Annotated in this window: 14 protein-coding genes; 11 read left to right on the forward strand and 3 right to left on the reverse strand. The window is 43.1% G+C overall.

What is annotated here, in order from left to right:
• Positions 1–342 precede the first annotated feature (342 nt).
• The 8 genes from CU635_RS13095 to CU635_RS13130 all read left to right on the forward strand — a co-directional run bounded on the left by CU635_RS13095 (position 343) and on the right by CU635_RS13130 (position 10,428).
• Positions 343–624, forward strand: coding sequence for a hypothetical protein (locus tag CU635_RS13095; RefSeq protein ID WP_101577816.1), 282 nt, complete (start codon positions 343–345; stop codon positions 622–624).
• Positions 625–1,401: 777 nt separating this feature from the next.
• Complete coding sequence (locus CU635_RS13100; RefSeq protein ID WP_101577817.1) at positions 1,402–2,088, forward strand: FadR/GntR family transcriptional regulator; 687 nt, start codon at positions 1,402–1,404, stop codon at positions 2,086–2,088.
• 108 nt (positions 2,089–2,196) lie between these two features.
• Positions 2,197–3,522: an FAD-binding oxidoreductase gene (locus tag CU635_RS13105; RefSeq protein WP_101577818.1), complete on the forward strand. Its 1,326-nt coding sequence runs from the start codon at positions 2,197–2,199 to the stop codon at positions 3,520–3,522.
• Positions 3,523–3,524: 2 nt separating this feature from the next.
• Positions 3,525–4,883, forward strand: a complete 1,359-nt coding sequence (locus CU635_RS13110) for a (Fe-S)-binding protein (protein ID WP_101577819.1) — start codon at positions 3,525–3,527, stop codon at positions 4,881–4,883.
• Positions 4,883–6,340 carry an FAD-linked oxidase C-terminal domain-containing protein gene (locus tag CU635_RS13115; RefSeq protein WP_101577820.1) on the forward strand — a complete coding sequence of 486 codons (1,458 nt, stop codon included), beginning with the start codon at positions 4,883–4,885 and terminating at the stop codon, positions 6,338–6,340. The genes CU635_RS13110 and CU635_RS13115 overlap by 1 nt, the downstream gene beginning before the upstream one ends.
• Positions 6,341–6,534: 194 nt before the next feature.
• On the forward strand, positions 6,535–8,709 hold the full coding sequence (locus CU635_RS13120) for a malate synthase G (protein WP_101577821.1): 2,175 nt from the start codon (positions 6,535–6,537) through the stop codon (positions 8,707–8,709).
• A gap of 89 nt (positions 8,710–8,798) precedes the next feature.
• On the forward strand, positions 8,799–9,563 hold the full coding sequence (locus tag CU635_RS13125; protein WP_101577822.1) for a fumarylacetoacetate hydrolase family protein: 765 nt from the start codon (positions 8,799–8,801) through the stop codon (positions 9,561–9,563).
• Between the two features lie 88 nt (positions 9,564–9,651).
• A complete protein-coding gene (locus CU635_RS13130; RefSeq protein WP_101577823.1) occupies positions 9,652–10,428 on the forward strand; it encodes an IclR family transcriptional regulator in 777 nt (258 codons plus the stop codon).
• 104 nt (positions 10,429–10,532) lie between these two features.
• On the opposite strand, the gene CU635_RS13135 is transcribed toward CU635_RS13130, so the two are convergent.
• Positions 10,533–10,772, reverse strand: a complete 240-nt coding sequence (locus CU635_RS13135) for a hypothetical protein (protein WP_101577824.1) — start codon at positions 10,770–10,772, stop codon at positions 10,533–10,535.
• Positions 10,773–10,865: 93 nt separating this feature from the next.
• Entirely contained in the window at positions 10,866–11,681 is an 816-nt protein-coding gene (locus CU635_RS13140) for a UTP--glucose-1-phosphate uridylyltransferase (RefSeq protein WP_101577825.1), read from the reverse strand.
• Positions 11,682–11,856: 175 nt separating this feature from the next.
• Between CU635_RS13140 and CU635_RS13145 the strand changes: the two genes are divergently transcribed.
• Genes CU635_RS13145 through CU635_RS13155 form a run of 3 tightly spaced genes read left to right on the forward strand, consistent with a single transcriptional unit; the run spans position 11,857 to position 15,235 of the window.
• Positions 11,857–13,146 carry a UDP-glucose dehydrogenase family protein gene (locus CU635_RS13145; protein WP_101577826.1) on the forward strand — a complete coding sequence of 430 codons (1,290 nt, stop codon included), beginning with the start codon at positions 11,857–11,859 and terminating at the stop codon, positions 13,144–13,146.
• Positions 13,143–14,102 (forward strand): NAD-dependent epimerase/dehydratase family protein, encoded by a 960-nt coding sequence (locus CU635_RS13150; protein ID WP_101577827.1) that lies wholly within the window; start codon positions 13,143–13,145, stop codon positions 14,100–14,102. Before CU635_RS13145 ends, CU635_RS13150 begins: the two co-directional genes overlap by 4 nt.
• Positions 14,099–15,235, forward strand: a complete 1,137-nt coding sequence (locus CU635_RS13155; RefSeq protein WP_101577828.1) for a glycosyltransferase family 4 protein — start codon at positions 14,099–14,101, stop codon at positions 15,233–15,235. The genes CU635_RS13150 and CU635_RS13155 overlap by 4 nt, the downstream gene beginning before the upstream one ends.
• 99 nt (positions 15,236–15,334) lie before the next feature.
• On the opposite strand, the gene CU635_RS13160 is transcribed toward CU635_RS13155, so the two are convergent.
• Positions 15,335–15,898: a hypothetical protein gene (locus CU635_RS13160; RefSeq protein ID WP_101577829.1), complete on the reverse strand. Its 564-nt coding sequence runs from the start codon at positions 15,896–15,898 to the stop codon at positions 15,335–15,337.
• Between the last annotated feature and the right edge of the window lie 30 nt (positions 15,899–15,928).

Here is a 15,928-nt window from a genome sequence, read left to right on the forward strand (position 1 = left end):
TATTTTTTATACCGTTTTTTTTTTATTTTTTTCGACATTATCATTTTGAAATTACGTTTCTTACAAAACATTTACTTTTTACCGAAAGAAACCGATCTTGCGGACAGAGTCATATATTTGTTTTAAAAATGCTCGTCATATTTTATTTTCATTAAATGTATTGTTATCATTCTAATGTCTAATTCGGCTAGCCTTTTAGGTATTTAGTAAAGGGCTAGTTTTTCAAATATATCGAGACATTTCACCTGATAATCGTCCTGAATATTTTTGCATAAGTTTTTTGAATATAGATCATGCTATCTTTTGGATGCTTATTACACAACAGTTATGGAGGAATTAAAAATGCATCAGCGAATTCAACAAGCAGCTCAACAAGCGCAGCTCCAGCTGCAACAAATTCAACAGATTGCCCGCCAGTTACAGTACCAAGAACAGCGTAATGCCCAACAACTTCAGCAAATGCAGGCACAAACAGGTATGCAATTGCAAACTTATCCACAAGATGGAGTAACCAGCCAACTCCAGTATCTAGCTCTTGCTGAGCAAAATGCTACTCAATTATGTCAGCAAATTGAATTGATGGCCCGTCAGCTTCAGCAACAGCAATATGGCCAAATGCAGTAAAACAGGATCATATAAAATAAGACAGAAACTGAGCCATGAACAATTGTTCATGGCTTAGCCTCTGTCCCATAGTAATTCGGACGCAGTGCAAGATAATCGTCCTCGTGGTTCATCCAATTTGCCCTGCACAATTAATAGGTCGCCAAATGGCTTTCAACTTGCCCGATCGCCCGTAAATTCCAGAATCCACCGCTTAGTTATCTACTAATACCTCGCACAAAAGAACGATATCTTTATAAATATGCTGTTGGATATTTGGATCATCGCACTTTTTATATTCGTCCAATAAATTTCCAATTTCCTTAATATAAAGTAAATGATCATACTCTGTAACCATAGATAGAAAACTCCTAATTATGTAAAAAGTCCTATTCTAGATAAGAATAACATGATTCCTTTTTCCCCACAATTATTTTCCCGATCATTATAGGAAAATGGTCATATATTTTTAAAAGCTACTGGTTTTATACCCGAAGCTGCGTAAAAGTAAACCGCTTTTATAATCGATTTTTTAAAATTTCTTTTAAAGGAACACAAATGTTGGCAGATTTGAACAAAGACTTATTAGCGGAACATATCCGCGTCATTTTAGAATTAATTGGTGTTTAAAAAATATCAAAGAAGCTGTATTCGAGTGTATTTAAACAGTGAAAATAATTTCAAATTATTTAGTAAATTCTAAATATTGATTGAAAATAAACATCAAAGATGTTTTAATAAATTGTAAGCGGTAACATATCTGATATGTGATATGTGAAAGGAATGGGGTCGAGGGTTGTGAATGTAGAAAAAATACCAACAAAGAAAGTCTCTGAATTAGTTGTGGAAGGAATTGAAAAGCTGATTGACTCAGGTGAGTTTCAAGCGGGCGAAAAACTTCCTTCCGTCCGCGAGCTATGTGATTTGTTCGGCGTGGGCCGCTCGGCAGTCCGCGACGCGATTACTACGCTTAAGGGAAAAGGGACTGTTTTTGTGAAGCAGGGGGAAGGTACTTATATTTGTGAATTCGAGACGGCGAAATTATTCAACCATCAGGTGGCAATCCCAAGTAACTATGAAATTGGTAAACTGTTCGAGGTAAGAAAATTATTGGAACCGGGTATTGCTGAACTGGCTGCTTCAAATCGTTCCAGTGAGAATTTGCACAAGATGGAAGATGCGATATTCAATCAAGCAGCCAGTGAATGGGAAGCTGATTACCAATTTCATATTGCGATTGCTAAATCCGCCGGCAATGAAATATTGATTGAGTTGCTGCAAATGATTTCTGCAACGACGAAAAAAGCAATGATCGATTTTCATCATCATATTGAAACGAATCCAGCAACTGTAATTAAAATCAAAAAACAGCATAAACAAATTTATGAAGCGATTAAAGCGCAAAATCGTGATGCATCCAATCGGCTCATGATCCGGCATTTGGACTTTGTTGAACATGAACTTTTGAAAAGAAAATTCACCTGACCATCAACAGGACTGTAAACCAAGGAGATTACCAGGCGAAAAAATGTCTTTTTCTGTGACTGGTAGAAAACATTGTTTGTTACTACAAAACAACAGGAGGTGTGAGACTTGGTTACTGCAGAACTTTTAACGGAATTGCGAACAATTTTACCAGAGGAACGAATAATCGTGGCTGCGAGTCCCTGTAATTATTTAGGAAATAACGGACAATTGCACATTTTTCCGATTTCAGAGGAAGAAATCTCAGCTGTTTTAAAGTATGCAAATGATCATCGGACAACAGTGGCTATTGAGGGCGGCGGCACGAAAAGAGGGTTTGGCGGCTTAACAAAAGCTTGCGACATTCTCCTTTCTTTAGCAAATTATAAAGGGGTTGTCGAGCATACGGTTGGCGACATGACCTTGACCGTTAAAGCAGGTACTACATTCACGGAATTACAGGATTTTTTACAGCCTTATAACCAAAAAATTGCGCTCGACCCGGCATCGCCTGAACTTGCAACGATTGGCGGTATTATTGCTGCAAATGAAAGCGGTCCTAAGCGGCTTGGCTATGGATCTGCCCGGGATGCAGTTATCGGACTTCGCATTGTCTATCCAGATGGGTCGATTATCCGCACAGGGGGCAAGGTTGTAAAAAATGTCGCCGGCTATGATATGAACAAACTATTTATTGGTGCAATGGGGACGCTTGGCGTTGTTTCAGAAGTGACTGTAAAACTCCGTCCAATTGCAAAATTCGAAAGTCTGATTCTCATTTCCTTTCCAAATGGAAGTGATGAAGAGATTCGGCAATTTGTGATTCGCCTGCTCGATTCAACGATGGAGCCCGTCACACTTGAACTATTAAACCCCTCTTTATCAGCCAGGCTAAACGGGCGCCAGCAATACACGCTGGCAATCGGTCTGGAGGACGTTGAAAGCTCTGTTTATTATCAAGAAAATTTTATCAAAAGCATCCAGCCGGCACGTACAGATCTTGACGTACTTCAACAATCAGCAGCACGGGCATTTTGGGATCAGTTTTCTGCGATCGCCCCGAATGGAACACGCGACCTCGCTGGTGAAGACATAGAAGCCGTTTTGAAAATCGGTGTAGTCAATCTTGATGTTCTTAACGTCATCAAAGAAAGCGAGCTGTTGCAGGACTCTTTCAATCTGAAAATCGAAGCGCATGGCGGGTTCGGACATGGACTGTGCCACGTAAATTTGCGCGGGACAAACGAAGAAGTTGTTGCTGCTATTGGTCATCTAAGAGACCATGTATCAAAACTGCGCGGCTATGTTGTTGTGAAACATTTGCCTTTTGCTCTCCGCCAGCAAGTCAATGTTTGGGGTGATAAGCCACCATATTTCTTCCTGTTGGAAGGAATAAAAGAAAAGATTGATCCGAACAGAGTTCTCAATCCGAATCGGTTCTTGGGAGGGATATGAAAGTGAGTTTAAGAGAGTTTGATTTAAAGCAGGACCCGGCTTGTACATCAAAAAGCTTAAGCAATTACCTTTGGAGCGATCATCCTGATGAAAATAAATGGGCGGATTGTGTTCACTGTGGCATGTGTTTAGAATCGTGTCCAACCTATGAACTAACCGGCCAGGAGCAGCACTCACCGCGGGGACGTGTTCACTTGATTAAATCAGTGGCGGAAGGAAAGCTCGAGGTGAATGAGCACTTTATGGACCCGGTTTTTGCTTGTCTGGATTGCCGCGCCTGTACAACCGCTTGTCCTGCTGATGTTGATGTGGGCGGCCTGATCGAAGAGGCGCGCGGACAAATTCGCCAGGCGATGCCGTTAACAGGCTGGAAAGGTACGGTCAGCAAATTTTTTCTGCAAGGTTTATTCCCCCATCATAACCGCTTAAATTCTTTCGGACGCCTGCTGGAATTTTACCAAAAAAGCGGTCTGCAAAAGGCTGTTCGAAAAACGAAGCTGATCAATGTAATGCCCCGGCATTTAGTCGAAATGGAAGCGATCATGCCGGAAATAAAAGAGCCGGTCCGTAAAAAATACAAAAATGACAGCGTCATTAAAGCGAACGGCGAAACAAAGAATGAAGTGGCCTTTTTAACGGGCTGCGTTATGGATGTTATGTTCAGTGATATTAATCAAGCAACGATTAACGTTTTAACGCGGAATGGAAGCGATGTAACGATCCCGAACCAGCAAACATGCTGTGGGGCGCTCCATGTCCATGCAGGCGACAGGGAAACCGGGAGAAAGCTGGCAAAACAAAACATCGAGGCTTTCAAAGATTCCAATAAAGTGATTGTTAATGCGGCCGGTTGCGGTTGCATGCTCAAGGAGTATCCCGAGCTGTTCAGGGAAGACCCGGCATGGCATGAGAAAGCCGAAGAGTTTTCTGCCAAGGTTGAAGATATCGCAAAATATCTTCATGATACCGGGTATGAGAAACCAAAAGCAGCCATCAATGCAAGGATCACCTACCATGATGCATGTCACCTTGCACACGGCCAGGGAGTACGTACGGAACCGCGCAGCATTCTGCTCGATATTCCTGGTGTCGACATGGTCCATATGCCGAATGCAGACCGCTGCTGCGGCAGTGCAGGCATTTACAATATAACCAATCCTGACATGGCGGGTGCCGTCCTCGAAAGCAAAATGGAGAATGTTCCTGCCGACGTGGAGATGATTTCAATGGGGAACCCGGGTTGTATGCTGCAAATGGCAATTGGAGTCCAAAAGTACGGCAGGGATCAAAAAGTTGTCCATACTGTCCAGCTGCTTGATTGGGCTTATCAAAAAGAAGCGGATCTTGAGGGGGAAAAGTAATGGCTGTTAAAGGGTTAAAAACAAACGATCCTCACATTCAAGGGTTGGCAAGCATTGTCGGTGACAGCCGTTCAATCCTTTACCATAAAGAGGATCTGCTCGCCTACGATTGCGATGGCTTTACGATTCTTAAGCATTTGCCGAAAGCGGTCGTTTTTCCAAAGGATACACAGGAAGTGGCAAAGCTTGTTAAGTACTGCTCACAACACCAATTGCCTTTTCTCGCGCGGGGGGCTGGTACGGGTTTAAGCGGCGGAGCGATCCCGATCAATGGCGAGGTCATTATTAGCCTTGTTCGAATGAAACGGCTGCTAAGTGTGGACCTGGAGAATCGGCGCGCAGTAGTTGAACCCGGATTTGTGAACTTAAAGCTGACGAATTCGATCTCTGATAAAGGGTATTATTATGCGCCGGATCCATCAAGCCAGTACTGCTGCACAATTGGCGGAAATGTTGCTGAAAATGCCGGTGGGGCACATTGTTTAAAGTACGGGGTGACGACCAATCATATTCTCGGACTGGAGGTAGTCCTGCCAAACGGGGAGATCATTGAACTGGGTCATAATGGAATTCTGGATACACCTGGATACGATCTGCTCGGGCTGTTAACGGGGTCGGAAGGGACGCTGGGGATCGTCACAAAAATAACCGTGCGGATTTTGAAAAATCCGGAAGCCAAACAAACGGTTCTCGCTTATTTTGATCGAGTATCAGACGGAAGCCAGGCTGTTTCCGATATTATCTCGGCAGGTATCGTACCAGCTGCTCTTGAAATGATGGATAAAACAGCAATCGAAGCTGTCGAAGCAGCTGCCTTTCCTGTCGGGCACCCGAAAGACATTGCCGCGTTATTGCTGATTGAGGTTGATGGAATTTCTGCTGGCATCGACGAGCAAATCCACCAGATTCTTGAAGTATGCAGAAACAGGAACGTACGTGAGGTACGAGCCGCCCGCGATGAATTGGAAAGGGCGCAATGGTGGGCCAATCGCAAAACCGGATTTGGCGCAATGGGGGCAATATCGCCAGATTATCTGGTGCAGGACGGAGTGATTCCGCGCAGCAAGCTGCCGGAAGTATTAAGCAAAATCAATAAGATCAGTGGAGAAACAGGTCTGCGTATTGCCAATATTTTTCACGCCGGAGACGGAAATTTGCATCCGCTTGTTCTTTTTGATGCAAGAAAACCTGGTGAAACAGAAAAGGCGCTTGAAGCTGGCAGTGCATGTCTGCAAGCGTGCGCAGATGCCGGCGGGACGATTACAGGTGAACACGGCGTTGGAATTGAAAAAAGAGAGGAAATGCGCTTTGTTTTTAGCGAAACTGAAATTAAAGCACAGACAGATATTCGCCAAGTATTTAATCCTGATAATCTCTTAAATGCCGGCAAGTTGTTCCCATCCCCGGCGCTCTGTGTCGAAATAAAGACGGAAATGAAAGCAGCAGCGAGCTCATAATTTAAATTGAACAAATTTTAAGAAAAATATTGAAATACAGAAAGGTTCCATGATATTCTTTTTTTAAAGAAAGTTTGAAACGGTGTTTCGTAATAACAAACAGATAGTTAGTAGGTTGGTTTTCTTTTTTACAATATAAAGCTACTGTTTGTTTGAAAGCGCTGTCTCGATCGATGTAAAGGAGGAAGCATTCAATGACGAACTATGTAAAAACAGGCAATCTACAGGTAGCTCGCGTTTTCTATGAGTTTATTAATTCAGAGGCCCTGCCGGGAAGCGGTGTCGACCAGCAGCAATTTTGGTCCGACTTGGAATCACTGGTTCGCGATTTGACTCCAAAAAACAGGGAATTATTGGCCCGTCGCGATCAGATCCAGGCTAAAATTAATCGCTTGCATCGCGAAAATAATCTTGATTTTGATCAATATAAAGCCTTTTTAGAGGAAATTGGCTACCTGGAACCTGAACCGGAAGATTTCCAGATTACAACATCACAGGTTGATGACGAAGTCGCTGTTCAAGCCGGACCGCAATTGGTTGTCCCGGTCAATAACGGCCGTTATGCGATTAACGCTGCCAATGCCCGCTGGGGAAGCTTGTACGATGCCCTTTATGGAACGGATGCGATTAGTGAAGAAGCTGGCGCTACGCTGGGCGGAGCCTATAATCCAGTCCGCGGCGGGAAGGTCATTTCATTTGCCAAAAACTTTCTTGACGAGGCGGCACCGCTGGCAATAGCATCACATCGGGATGTCACTCGCTATGCGATTGTTGCCGGAAAATTATCCGCTTCGCTTAAAGATGGCCAAACAACGGGGCTAAAAGATGAAGAAAAGCTGGCAGGCTATCAGGGAGATCAGGAAAACCCATCAGCCGTTTTGCTAAAAAATAACGGGCTCCACATTGAAATTCAAATCGACCGCAACCACCCAATCGGCAAAACAGATCAGGCTGGTGTGAAAGACCTTCTTATCGAGGCGGCGCTGACGACAATTATGGATTGCGAGGACTCAGTAACGGCTGTTGACGCTGAGGATAAGGTACTCGTATACCGCAATTGGCTTGGCTTAATGAGGGGAGATCTAGCGGCTACCTTCAAAAAAGGAAATAAATTAATGACGCGTTCCTTAAATCCTGATCGTCATTATTTCTCCCCTGCTGGAGAGGAATTTACTTTATCTGGTCGTTCATTGATGTTTGTCCGCAACGTTGGTCACTTGATGACCAATAATGCGGTTCTTGATCAGGATGGATCCGAGATCCAGGAGGGGATTCTCGATACAGTGATTACGAGCTTGCTTGCCAAGCATTCTCTATTGGGTAACGGTCCATATCAAAACTCTTCTAAAGGATCGGTTTATATCGTTAAACCGAAAATGCACGGCTCGGAAGAAGTCGCTTTTGCCAATCAGTTGTTTGACAGGGTTGAAGATATGCTTGGCCTTGAACGGAATACGCTGAAAATCGGTGTGATGGATGAGGAACGCCGAACTACATTGAACTTGAAAGCTTGTATTCGCGAGGTGAAAGAACGGATCGTCTTTATCAACACCGGTTTCCTCGATCGTACCGGCGATGAAATTCACACTTCGATGGAAGCAGGCCCAATGATTCGAAAGAATGAAATGAAATCTTCAAAGTGGCTGCAAGGCTATGAAAAGTCAAATGTAATCACTGGATTGTCAAGCGGTTTTCAGGGCCGGGCCCAGGTTGGCAAAGGAATGTGGGCAATGCCGGACATGATGGATGAAATGCTTAAACAAAAAATCGGACATTTACAAGCTGGTGCGAATACAGCGTGGGTTCCTTCACCAACTGCAGCCACCTTGCATGCACTCCACTATCATCAAGTAGATGTAAGAAAAGTGCAAAACGAACTAATGAAAGAAAACCGCGACCTGCGGAATGATATTTTGCAAATACCGGTCGAAAAAAATCCTCAGTGGAGCAAAGATGAAATTCAGCAGGAACTGGATAACAATGCCCAGGGAATTCTCGGTTATGTTGTCCGCTGGGTGGAGCAGGGAATTGGCTGCTCCAAAGTACCAGATATCAACAATGTCGGGCTCATGGAAGACCGGGCCACACTGCGTATTTCCAGCCAGCATGTCGCCAACTGGCTTCACCACGGAATTTGTACGAAAGAACAAGTATTGGAAACTTTGCAGCGGATGGCAAAGGTAGTCGATAAACAAAACAGCGGTGATCCGGAATACCGGCCAATGGCTCCAGGCTATGACAGCTCTGTAGCATTTCAGGCAGCATGTGATTTAGTCTTTAAGGGCTATGAACAGCCGAACGGCTATACTGAACCAATCTTGCACCGCCGCCGAATCGAAGCGAAGGCCAAGTTTGCAGTAAACCAGTAGATTTAAAATATAACAGGGCATTCTATTCGCTTAGAATGCCCTGTCTTGCCAATTAAATTATAATCTTGAACTTGGATAGGAGCTTAATGATGAAGTTTACTAGATTTGCAGTCAATTCTACCGTTTATACAGGAGTGCTCAAAGAAGACGTAATCAGCGAAATTAGCGGTGATATGTTTGGCGAATGGGAATACACAGGTACTACCTTTTCCAAAAAAGATGTCCAGCTTCTTGCCCCGTTAATTCCGAATCAAATTATCGGAATCGGTGCGAACTATGTAAGAAAAGTCGATGAACTTCCAAATGAGCTGCCGGAAATACCTGTATTTTTCTTTAAACCAACCTCATCGGTTATCGGTCCAGATGAGGAAATCATGATACCAGCAGGGATTGATGAAGTAAAATTCGAATCCGAATTAGCCGTTGTGATCGGGAAAGAAGCAAAGAATGTACCCGAGTCCGCTGTATTGGATTATGTATTTGGGTATACAGTTGGCAACGATGTGACAGCGCCGCAATTTTTTCACCGTGACGGCCATTGGACGATTGGTAAATCGTTTGACACGTTTACACCGTTGGGGCCGGTGATTGAAACCGAACTTGACCCTTTTTCTGTCAGGGTTGAAGCAAAGTTGAACAATGTTGAAAAACAAAACAGTGCAACAGAGCTAATGATTGTACCGATTCGGAAAATGATTTCCTATCTTACAAACGTTATGACATTAAAACCGGGAGATGTGATTTTAACAGGCAGTCCAGTGGGAGCCGAGTTCGTCAAAGCAGGAGATGTCATCCACTGCGAGATAAAAGAAATTGGGATGCTGCAGAATACATTTGTCGCTGTAAAAGAATGAGAAGGAACTTGCCAATAGGCTGCGAAAAGCCTTGCGGTGTTTGTGCTATAATGTTTGCAAGAAAGCTTCGCACTAGAGGTGAGTAATCGTGGAACGAGAGAATATGGTTAAATCAGTGAGCCGCGCCCTGGATATTGTTACCCTTGTCAGTTCAAAAAAAGGCGGCCTCGGTGTTACCGAGATTGCTAAACAGATCGACATTAATAAAAGCTCTGTATACCGTATCCTGTCCACACTTGTCCAATACGGATATGTGGAGCAGGATTCGGAAACGGGCCGCTATAAGCTGGGGTACAAGTTTCTAGAAGTGAGCTCGAAGCTGCTTGAGTCAATTGACCTCAGAGCCGAAGCAAAACCTTATTTACAGGAACTAGAAACTGACACAAACGAGGTAATTCATCTTGTCGTTTATGATCAAGGTGAAGTTGTCTACATTGAGAAATTAGAAGGAAATGAAACGCTTCGAATGCATTCGAAGGTTGGCAAGAGAGCCCCGATGCATTGCACCTCAGTTGGAAAAGCGATCCTCGCTCATTTGCCTTCAAATGTTGTTATCGATATTCTCAACCGCAAAGGAATGCCTGCACATACAAACAAAACGATTACAGATAAGGAACCGTTTCTCAAGGAACTGGTCGAAGTAAAGCAAAATGGCTATGCCCTTGATCTGGAAGAAAATGAGTATGGAATCACCTGTATCGCAGTGCCAATCTTTGACCATTTGGGGCGAGTCATTGCCGCTGTCAGTATCTCCGGGCCAACGATGCGAATGGCCGACGAACGGCTTGAAGAGCTGAAGGTTAGAATGCTGGAAACAGGCCGGCGAATTTCGGCACGGCTTGGATTTGTCAGTAAAATTAGTTAATAGGTTTTGCTGGAATATAGTCGAATACAGTAGACAGCTTCCCTTATGTTTCGGTAAGGAAGCTGTTTTTATATATCAGGTACTCGCCCAAAAAAGCTGCGAAGCTACTCTAATTTGTCAACGCGATAGTCTGCTTTATATTTTTCCTCGGTCGATGAATTTTGCTTTGTTTTATGATGTTCTTTTTCTTCACGCTGTTCCTGCTTTAAATCTTCCATTGGGATTGGGTCGACGTTTTTTTCGCTTTCAAAGCGGTCAAATAAACTTTCGTTTTCAGTTGGATATTGTTCGGGATGGTCCATATTCTTCTTTGAATTCGGCAGCTTATTATCTTTGCCTGTCATCAATATCATCTCCTATTTTACATGACATATATGAAATTTACCCTTTTCATCCCGTGGAAAACTGGTAAAAAAAGGAAATAAGGAACACCTGATCTAAAGCGATGCAGGGCTGTTCCCGATCAAGTTTTGGAGTTTAATGTATTCTTTATTTGAACCTATATCAAAGCGCTGGCCCGCAATGATTTTCCCCAGGCATTTTTCACTTTTGAGAAGAGATTTGATGGCATCTGTCAACTGGATTTCACCGCCTGCACCGGGAGTAAGCTTTGCAAGATGCCTGAAAATAGCCGGAGTAAAAATGTATCTGCCAAGCACGGCTAGATTAGAAGGGGGATTTTGTTTCGGCTTTTCAACAATATCGTCAAGCTTGTATGTTCCTGCCTCTATTTCCGTTCCTTTTACGACTCCATAGCTAGATAGTAAATGTGGTTCCACTTTATTTAAGCCGATGATGCTCGAACGAAATCGGGTATAATCGTCGATAAGCTGTTTCAGCCCGGGAGTTCCCTTTTCAAGTATGATGTCATCCGGCAGAAGAACGGCAAAAGGCTCATCCCCAATAAATTTTTCCCCGATCCTGATTGCATCTCCCAAACCTTTCGCATAAGGCTGCCTTGTGTAGTAAATTTCGCCATCAGGAATTGTATATTGGTCAAGGAGATGCTGTTTATTTTCCCTTTCTAAAAACGCTTCAAGCTCAAGCGAATGATCAAAATAATCAACAATTAAATTTTTTCTTTTCGAGACAACAATTAAAATTTGGTCAACACCGGAGCGGAACGCTTCATCAACAACATAATGGATTGCAGGCTTGACACCGACGGGAAACATTTCTTTTGGAATCACTTTTGTAATTGGGAGACTCCGTGTTCCATATCCTGCTGCAGGTATGATCGCTTTTCTTATCAAGGCCATTTTCCCCTTTGAAAAATCGTTTTTAACATATTATTCATTAAGGTTCTGTTCGAAAACTTTTTTCGAAATATAAATGTTGAGCTTGGAACTTTGGGCTTTATAAAAGGCACACAGCCTTCTTGTCCAGTAATACAATATATCAATGTATTGGTGGGTGGAGGGGATTCGATTGAAAATTTGTGTGCTTGGGGCAGGATACGTCGGGCTTACAACAACAGCTGTTCTTGCGGAATTAGGCCACAATTTAATATGTGTGGATAAAAATTTTATGAAGATCAAGCAGCTTCAAGGTCAGGAGCTTCCTATTTTTGAACCGGGATTGGAAGAATTGATCATAAAAAATGAAAGAAACATAAAATTCACGACAGACAGCGACAAAGCGATTTCCGAGTGCGAAGTGATTATTATTGCAGTTGGAACACCCTCCGCAAAAGGAGGAGCACCGGATTTACGTTACATTCAGGCTGTAATCGACGATGTCGCAAAAAATATTGCCTCCTATAAAACAATCATCACAAAAAGCACCGTGCCGCCTGGGACAAATGAGTATATAGTCGAAATGTTGCTCGACAAAGGAGTGGAACGCGACCTTTTTGCCGTCGTTTCTAATCCTGAATTTTTAAGAGAAGGCTCTGCCGTTTACGATATGTTCCATGCTGACAAAACAGTGGCCGGATTGCAGAAAACCGATACGAAATCGCTGCAAATTTTAAAAGCGATCTACAAAGGAATTGATGCACCGTTTATCGCAACTACACTTACAGGGGCAGAAATGATCAAATATGCGAACAACGCGTTTTTAGCGATGAAAGTCTCCTTTATAAATGAAATGGCAAGAATTTGTGAAGCTTACGGAGCTGATGTCCGCGATGTAGCAAAAGGGATTGGCATGGACCGCAGAATCGGTGCGGATTTTCTTCAAGCCGGAATCGGCTTTGGCGGATCATGCTTTCCTAAGGATTTAGAGGCGCTTCAATATGCAGCCGTTTCTAAAGAAATAACCGCGAGTATTTTAGAGGCAGTACAAACTGTGAATGATACGCAATTAGAATTGTATATAAAAAAAATGAAAACTGCTTTAAAGGGGCTCAATGGAAAAAGGGCAGCAGTGCTCGGAATATCATTTAAGCCAAATACGGATGATACAAGATATTCAAAGGCAGTCGCCTTCATTGCAAAGCTGCTCGAGAAGGGGTGCCATGTTCAAGCCTATGATCCAAAAGCGCTACTGCCGGATCATTTAACTGGCAAAGCTGTACAGGTAAAAAGCATAGCCGATTGTGTACATGAGGCAGATTTCCTTGTTGTTGCGACAGAATGGCCCGAATTTAAGAAGCTTGACTGGCGCCGGGTCAAAGAGCAGATGAAAGGAACATTGATTGTCGATGGCCGAAACTGCCTTGACTCGAATTCGCTTGAGAAGCTTGGATTTCATTGTATAGGAGTTGGCACTGGATGAAGGTTCTTATTACTGGAGCAGCTGGTTTTATTGGATCGCATTTATGTGAATTGCTTGTAAATAAGCAAGAAGTTGAAAAAGTGACCGGTATTGACTGTTTTATTGGGCCAACGCCGGCCGCTTTAAAAGAGGATAATATAAAACCGTTGAATCATCACGATAAATTTAAACTGATTAAGGATAACCTGTTGACGATGAAATTGGAAAACGTTGTTGCAGAAGCAGATGTCGTGTATCATCTTGCAGCGATTCCCGGAGTGCGTTCAAGCTGGGGAGAGAAATTCAGCGAGTACACTGATCATAATATTCTCGCGACTCAGCGGCTATTGGAGGCATGTAAAGACACAAAAATCGAAAAATTTGTCTATGCGTCGACATCATCAATTTATGGCGAAATGGAGGGGAGAGTCGGCGAAGACCATATGCCAAGCCCACTGTCCCCATATGGAATCACGAAACTCGGCGGCGAGCATTTGTGCAGAGTTTATCAACAATTTTATCAGATCCCGACTGTGATTCTCCGTTATTTTACAGTGTATGGACCGCGGCAAAGGCCGGATATGGCTTTTAACCGGTTCATCCATCAGCTGATTAGAGGCGAGCCGCTGACCGTGTATGGTGATGGCATGCAAACGAGGGATTTTACTTATATAAACGACTGTGCCAGGGCAACAGCTGCTGTTATCAAAAAAGACAATATGATTGGTGAGACGATTAATATTGGCGGGAAAGAACGTTCATCTGTTTTAGAAATTATTTCGTCTCTAGAAGAAATATCCGGAAAGAAAGCAAAGCTCGTCTTTTTAAATCAGCCTTCCGGGGAACCGAGACATACATGGGCAGACATTTCGAGGGCGAAGACATTGCTGCAATATAATCCGCTAACCACTTTACAGGATGGACTTGAGCAGGAGTATCAATATTTTTTAACGAGATATAGAGATGGTTCACTATGAAGATAGGGTATGTGTGTACGGAAAAACTCCCATCCCCGGCAGTGAAAGGCGGGGCCATCCAAATGATGATTGACGGGGTGATCCCGTATTTGCAGGAAAAACATGAGGTAACGGTTTTTTCAGTTGCCGATGAGGAGCTGCCAGCTTATGAAAAAAATGGACAAATCGAGTATATCCGCTTTCCAAGAAAAAACTATCGTGAAAGTGTTGCCACAGAGCTGAAGCATCATCAATTTGATCTCATCCATATCTTCAACAGGCCTCGAAATGTAAAGCTATATCAGTTAGCATGCCCTTACAGCAAAATCGTTTTAAGCCTTCATAACGATATGTTTTCCGAGAAAAAGCTATCATATGCTGATGGAAAGGATGCAATCAATTATGCTGCAAGAATCACTGCTGTAAGCCATTATATTAAGGATAAAATTTTAGCCCGGTTTCCGGAAGGAGAAGGAAAGATCGATGTTGTTTATTCTGGAGTTGACCTTTCAAGTTACCCCCCTGTCTGGACAAAAGAGGGGGCTGCAATAAGGGCACGAATCAGGGAAACATACAATGTCAGTGGGGAAAAAATAATTTTATTTGCGGGCAGGCTAAGCAAAAATAAAGGACCCCATCTATTAATCCATGCATTGGAAAAGCTTTTAATTGAAAACGGTGATGTTGTCCTTGTCATTGCAGGAGGGAAATGGTTTAGCGATAATCAAGTAAATTCTTATGTGAGAATGCTGCACGAACTTGCTGAGCCTTTAGGAGAGTATATTATTTTCACTAAATTTATTCCCCCCGAAAAAATACCCGAGATTTTCTTAATGGCTGACGTTTTTGTTTGCAGCTCGCAATGGAATGAGCCGCTGGCGAGAGTACATTACGAAGCGATGGCAGCTGGCATACCGGTTATCACCACGAATCGCGGCGGCAATTCTGAAATCATTATCAATGGGTTTAACGGGATCGTTATTGATGATTATCAAAATCCTGACCGGTTTGCCGAGGCTATTGATTATCTGTTTTCCAATCGACTGGAAGCAATTAAGTATGTAAAGGCAGGCCGAAAGCTGGTTGAATTGAATTTCACTTATAAGCATGTCTTTGAACGGCTTGAAAAGGTTTATATGGACGCTCTGCATTAAAGTTAGATCAAATAGGACAGCCCAGGAGCATCATCATTCTCCTGGGCTGTCCTATTTATGCATTTGAAAATTGTTGAGGGTCTTTATATGAACAATTAATCAGCCTTCTGTTTCATCGTCATTCGATTCTTCTTCTGTATCCTCACTTGATTCATTGCTGGATTCTTCATTTTCATCGTCGTTATCTAGTTCAGATTTCTGCTCATCGCCTGAATTGTCGCTGGATTCGTCATCATCGCTTTCTTCAGTTGAATTGTCGCTGGATTCGTCATCATCGCTTTCTTCAGTTGAATTGTCGCTGGATTGCTCATCCTCGCTTTCTTCATCTGAGTCACTGCTGGATTCCTCATCCTCGCTTTCTTCATCTGAGTCACTGCTGGATTGCTCATTATCGCTTTCTTCATCTGAGTCACTGCTGGATTCCTCATCCTCGCCTTCTTCATCTGAGTCACTGCTGGATTCTTCATCCTCTTCTTCATTTGAATTACAGCTGGATTCTTCATCTTCAGTTTCCTCGTCTGCTTCGTCCCAGCTTAACTCATTATTTTCTTCCGCATTGCTAAATTCTTCGTCCTCAGCTTCTTCACTCTCTGTTACCTCGCTTGATTCGTAACTTTCCTCTTCAAGCTCCATTTCATAGTTGTTTTCCTCTCTATATCTCATTTGTTTCCCTCCTAAATGTGAATGACTTTT

Origin of the sequence: Bacillus canaveralius (assembly GCF_002860125.1) — a bacterium.
GTDB lineage: Bacteria > Bacillota > Bacilli > Bacillales > Cytobacillaceae > Bacillus_BJ > Bacillus_BJ canaveralius.